Annotated in this window: 6 protein-coding genes; 2 read left to right on the top strand and 4 right to left on the bottom strand. The window is 68.5% G+C overall.

All coding sequences use genetic code 11. From position 1 onward, the window contains the following. Positions 1 to 112: 112 nt before the first annotated feature. Positions 113 to 403, top strand: a complete 291-nt coding sequence (locus tag HLK59_RS48365; RefSeq protein WP_171148053.1) for a DUF1330 domain-containing protein — start codon at positions 113 to 115, stop codon at positions 401 to 403. Positions 404 to 631: 228 nt separating this feature from the next. Here the strand turns inward: HLK59_RS48365 and HLK59_RS48360 are convergent, their stop codons facing one another. Both HLK59_RS48360 and HLK59_RS48355 read right to left on the bottom strand, forming a co-directional pair. Then, positions 632 to 1021, bottom strand: a complete 390-nt coding sequence (locus HLK59_RS48360) for a hypothetical protein (protein WP_171148052.1) — start codon at positions 1019 to 1021, stop codon at positions 632 to 634. Between the two features lie 343 nt (positions 1022 to 1364). Further along, positions 1365 to 2642, bottom strand: coding sequence for an NlpC/P60 family protein (locus tag HLK59_RS48355; protein ID WP_171148051.1), 1278 nt, complete (start codon positions 2640 to 2642; stop codon positions 1365 to 1367). Between the two features lie 154 nt (positions 2643 to 2796). Between HLK59_RS48355 and HLK59_RS48350 the strand changes: the two genes are divergently transcribed. Further along, entirely contained in the window at positions 2797 to 3171 is a 375-nt protein-coding gene (locus tag HLK59_RS48350; protein ID WP_171148050.1) for a hypothetical protein, read from the top strand. Positions 3172 to 3488: 317 nt separating this feature from the next. On the opposite strand, the gene HLK59_RS48345 is transcribed toward HLK59_RS48350, so the two are convergent. Both HLK59_RS48345 and HLK59_RS48340 read right to left on the bottom strand, forming a co-directional pair. Beyond that, entirely contained in the window at positions 3489 to 3938 is a 450-nt protein-coding gene (locus HLK59_RS48345; protein WP_171148049.1) for a DUF5707 domain-containing protein, read from the bottom strand. A gap of 357 nt (positions 3939 to 4295) precedes the next feature. Then, a partial coding sequence (locus HLK59_RS48340; RefSeq protein WP_171148048.1) for a HEAT repeat domain-containing protein occupies positions 4296 to 4590 on the bottom strand: 295 nt, incomplete at its 5' end.

Genomic DNA, 4590 nt, shown 5'->3' with positions numbered 1-4590 from the left:
CCCCCCTGGCCACCCGCTCCTAGCCAGGCCACAGCCCCCAGACACCCGACGCGTCCGGCCCGCCAGCACCAGCTGGCGGGCCGGACGCGTTCGCGACCCACGAGGACACCACATGACCGCCTACGTCATAGCCGAGGCAGAACTCACCGGCGACCCCGAGATGGTGGCCACCTACAGCGCCAAGCTGGTCTCCACGATCGAACCCCACGGCGGCCGCTATCTGGTCCGCGGCGCCCCCTGGCAGATCCTGGAGGGCGAGAGCAAGGCCTTCACCGGCGTCATAGAGTTCCCGTCGCCCGAAGCGGCCCAGCGCTGGTACGACTCCCCGGCCTACCAGGAGATCGTCCCCCTCCGTGTCCGCAACACCAAGGGCAGGATCCTGATCTTCGAAGGCACCCCCTGACCCCAAGGCTCCCGCTTCGCCGACTTCCCGGCGAAGCGGGAGCCTTTTTTGCGTGGTCAGTCCTGGTCGTGGCTGTGATCTTCTTCGAGGAGCCTGCTGGCAAGGTCGTCGGACCACTCCACGGCCCAGCCCGCACCGCGTAGCCGCCGGTCAGGACGAGAGGGTAGGGGGAACCGAGGGTCATGACGTCCGCCAGGAGCCGTGCGTGCAGCTCCGGCATGTCCTGGCTCACGCGGCCGCCTGGCCGCGCCTGGCGAGCTGAGGGAAGGTGTCTTCCCACACGGTGCGCACGGTGCGGCCCACCAGACCCCGAAGTGTCGGCCACAGCTCAAGCAGAACATCCTGATTGAGGCAGGAAGTGAGGTCCTCACGAAGACCCTCATGCAGCACGGTGCGGTACAGGCCCATGCGCTGACGGGGCTTGTCCAGGTCATAGGACGTCAGTCCGGACCACGCCACGTGCAGCGGAAGATCGACCACACCGTGTGCGGGGCCCCGCAACTCCTCCAAAGCCGCAGGCAGACGCTGCTGGAACTTCTGCCGGTACAGCGCCAGGTCGTCCGCGTACGATCCTGCCGGATCCGTCCTGGACGCAGGGGAGTGATCACTGGCTGCCATACCTTCATTATGACGGCGGGCGCGGCAGCCCAAGCCGGAACGCTCGCCGAGGAAGAGCTGATCGAAGGGCGAAAACCACCGGGCCTGCTGATCAGGGCGTTCCTTACGACGCGCGCTGGAGCAGGTTCACCCCGCGCAGCCTGTCCGGGTTGAGCTGGAGCCGCACATGGCGTACTAGCCCGTCCGAGCCGGCTCCATGGCCGCACCGGCCGACTCGGGCTCGGCCGGCACACCGAGCAGACAACATGCGACGTGATCAGTACCGTACAGCGGCCGACGGGCCGCCCGGAACCGCGGGGCAGGGACGCCGCGATCACCCTGCCGTACGGTGAAGCACCGTCGGTCAGAACCAGCCGGTGCATTCGATGCTGCCGCCCCGGCCGTTGGTGCCGCAGGCGCGCATCACGAGGCCGGAGTCGTTCCACTGGGTGGTGTACGCGTCGTTGCCCGAGGTGACGGTGGTGTAGCCCAGCATCGGCTGCCAGGTGTTCCCTCCGTCGGCGCTGCGGTCCACCCAGATCTCGTCGCCGACCGTGCCCCCGGTGATACGGCCCCAGGCGCACTCGGTGGTGCCGTTGTAGCGGAGCTCCACGGTACGGCCGAAGACGGTGGTCGACTTCGCCGTCCAGGCACCCGCCGAGTCGGGCTGGGTACCGTCGCCGCAGGACGTGTTGTTCTCCGCCCCGGCCAGAGTTCCGCCGATCGGCGGGAAGTCACCGCAGGACGGTACGTCCTTGAGCAACGCCGGCCCCTGGACGAAGAGATTGCTGATCCAGCTGTTGTAGTCCGGCAGATACGACCAGACGTTGTTCACCATGCCGTCGACCGTGGCCCGCTCGCCCACCCGCTGGCACAGCACCCGTACCTCCACGGAGATGCCGTTGCCGTTGGTGAAGTTGATCTGGCTGCCGGTGTTCGAGTCCTGCCGCAGATTGGGCTGGCCCCACGTCTTGTGGTACGAACCGCGGCCGTCCCAGTTCCAGACCATCGGCACGGCCTCGGCGTGCGGACGGAACGCGCCCTGGTAGCGGTCCCAGCGGGCGCTGATGGTGTTGACCTGAATTTTCGCGCCGGATTCGGGTGCCTCGACCATCATTCCGTTGCCGAGGTAGAGCGCGACGTGCGTGGGCCCTGCGCCGGCGGCGCCGAAATACATGATGTCCCCGGGAAGCAGTACGGCGGACCCTTGCGACTTCAGCAGCTTCGTGTGTGCGTACCCGGGCGCGGCGAAGGTCGCCTGCGTCGTGCGCTCGGTGACGAGGTCCCGGCCGGTCGCCTTGTACCAGGCCCAGCGCACCAGGCCGATGCAGTCGAAGCTCCAGTACGTCGGATCCGCGGCGGTTTCCGGGTACCAGCGGTCGTAGATGCCCTGGCTGGGACCGGGCATGCCCTGCGCGTGACCGCCACCCCAGGCGTACTGCCGCCCGACGTAACGGCACGCGACCTGGACGGCCGCCTGCGCCGCCTGGCTCGCACCGGACTGGAGCGGCGCGCACCCCGTGGCGGCGGCCGCCGGCGCGGCCGAGACGACCGGCAGACCGAGACTCACCACCGTCACGAGAGCGGCCAGCAGCAGCCGTACCCGGCGCCCCGCTCTCCCCGTGCCCCACGATCTACGCACTCTGCCCACAGCACTCCCCCTGGTCTCGGTGGTCTCCCGCGAACGTACGCACTCGGGCCGCCCACCGGGCCCTGACATCTGTCAGGACCTGCCGGCCCACTTACTCCGTACAGTTCCGGCGATCACCAAGTCCACGGGAGAGGAATCACCTTCCATGCGCACCATGCTGAGGCGCACCGCCGCGCTGGCCCTCGCCACCGTCACCGCGGCCGTCGTCGCGACGGGCACCGCACAGGCCAAGCCGGCCGCCGACTGGGCAGGTTGCCCCTACGGCGCGGTCTGCATCTACCCGCAGAACCAGAACCCGGCCGTCTCTCCGAGCCACATCTACTGGACCTACGGCGCGCACAACCTCAGCAACCAGGTGGGCAACCACTGGGTGCTGAACAACCAGTACGACGGCGCGGTCGTCGAGCTGTGCCTCAGCTACAACGCGAACGACTGCACGTCGTCGATCCCGGAGGGACACGGCGAGTACCGCGACCTGGGTCCCATCAACTCGCTGCACCTGAGGCCGCACTACAACTAGACGAGCAAGTCAAAGGCGCCGGGCGCATGATGCAGGCCCTGCTGTCCTCCGGCCGACCGGAGGACAGCAGAACCTGCATGACGGCGCTGGGGCGGTAACTCCCATAGCCGGCGTGGGCGGCCTTGACTCCGAGCCTGATGGCCAGGTGCGCGAGGACGTGGCTGTGTCACGCTCCGGGCATGTCGTTTCGACATGGGTTCGGGAGTCACGGCCACCAGGTCTTCGAGGTCAATGTCGATGTGCATTGATCATCTGGCCGCTGCGGCAACCTGTGCAGGCGTCTCAGACCGTGCCGGTAGCCCCGCTCGGCCGGTCGGTCAACGCGCCGTGAACGTGGCCGACTTGTCCGCGAACACTGTGTCGCCGTTCTTGCCAGTGGCCAACGTCGCGACGTACCACGTGTCCTGCCCGGCCTCGGCGGCGTCGGTGGCGGTGACCGGGACCCGGTAGGTGCAGTGCAGGACGTCGTCGCCAGCGGGCTTGCACGTGGCCGACTCGACGTTCTTCATGTCCTTCTCGGTCAGCGGCTTGTCGGCGAAGGCGCCCTTCGGCCAGGCCAGCACCTTCAGGCTCTTGAGCCCGGACGGCGCTGTGATCTGCGTGGTGAACGACAGCGACCCGTCGTGGCCGGCGGCCGGGGCGGTGTAGCGGACGGCACTGTCCTTCAGGGCCGGCGGCTGCTCCCCGGCCTGGGCAAGGGCGAAGGCACCCGCCGCGCCGAGGACGGCGACGGCGGCGGTGGCGGAAAGGATGATGCGTCGGGACATGGTCGGTTCCCCCGTGTGCGATGGCGGCGGGCGGCGCCAACTCCGTTGGCCTGCCGTGCCGTTGTGGTCCCGGCGCGTTCTCCCGCGCCGTTGCGTCGATCTTCGCCGCCCACCGCCGTCCCGGCCATGAGTACGTGTACTCAATCCCGTACTCACCGGTTTCGGTCGGGCCTGCGCACTCTCGTGGTTGGCCCTCATCGCCGGGAGTGCGCAGATGCTGCGCATCGGGCGGTTGGCTTTGTACACGAGAACGGAAGTCGTCTGTCGACGGCTTCGAGAGTCCCCGCCGCGTGAGCCGGCTCCTTGATCAATGTCGACGGGTTCGGGAGTTCCGGACGAACGGCTACAGCTGCGCGGTCAGAGCTCGCCGCGGCGTGCGAGCTGCTTCACCGCGTTCTCACGGATGATCTCGTTCTCGTCGTCGCGCAACCCCTCAAGGGCTTCCCGGGCCTCCGGGCCGGGAATGGCGCCGAGCGCCCAGATCGCCTTCACCGCGAGCGCCCGGTTCTCGTCCCAGTCCAGGCGCTCGGGAACCCAGCGAGTCGCCAAGACCAGCGTCGGCACCGTCTGGGGCGAGCGGAGCCTGCCCAGCATGGACACGATGTCCTCGTGCTCCCTGTGCCATTCGGCAGGGAACAGCTCGATCAACGGC

The sequence above is a fragment of the Streptomyces sp. S3(2020) genome (assembly GCF_013044505.1).
Taxonomy (GTDB): Bacteria; Actinomycetota; Actinomycetes; order Streptomycetales; family Streptomycetaceae; genus Streptomyces.
The sequence above is the reverse complement of the archived record's forward strand: the minus strand, read 5'-3'. Positions and strand labels throughout refer to the sequence as shown.

Coding starts and splice junctions, on each gene's coding strand:
- HLK59_RS48350 (WP_171148050.1), top strand. CDS start 2,797: ATGCGCACCATGCTGAGGCGCACCGCCGCGCTGGCCCTCGCCACCGTC.
- HLK59_RS48365 (WP_171148053.1), top strand. CDS start 113: ATGACCGCCTACGTCATAGCCGAGGCAGAACTCACCGGCGACCCCGAG.
- HLK59_RS48345 (WP_171148049.1), bottom strand. CDS start 3,938: ATGTCCCGACGCATCATCCTTTCCGCCACCGCCGCCGTCGCCGTCCTC.
- HLK59_RS48360 (WP_171148052.1), bottom strand. CDS start 1,021: ATGGCAGCCAGTGATCACTCCCCTGCGTCCAGGACGGATCCGGCAGGA.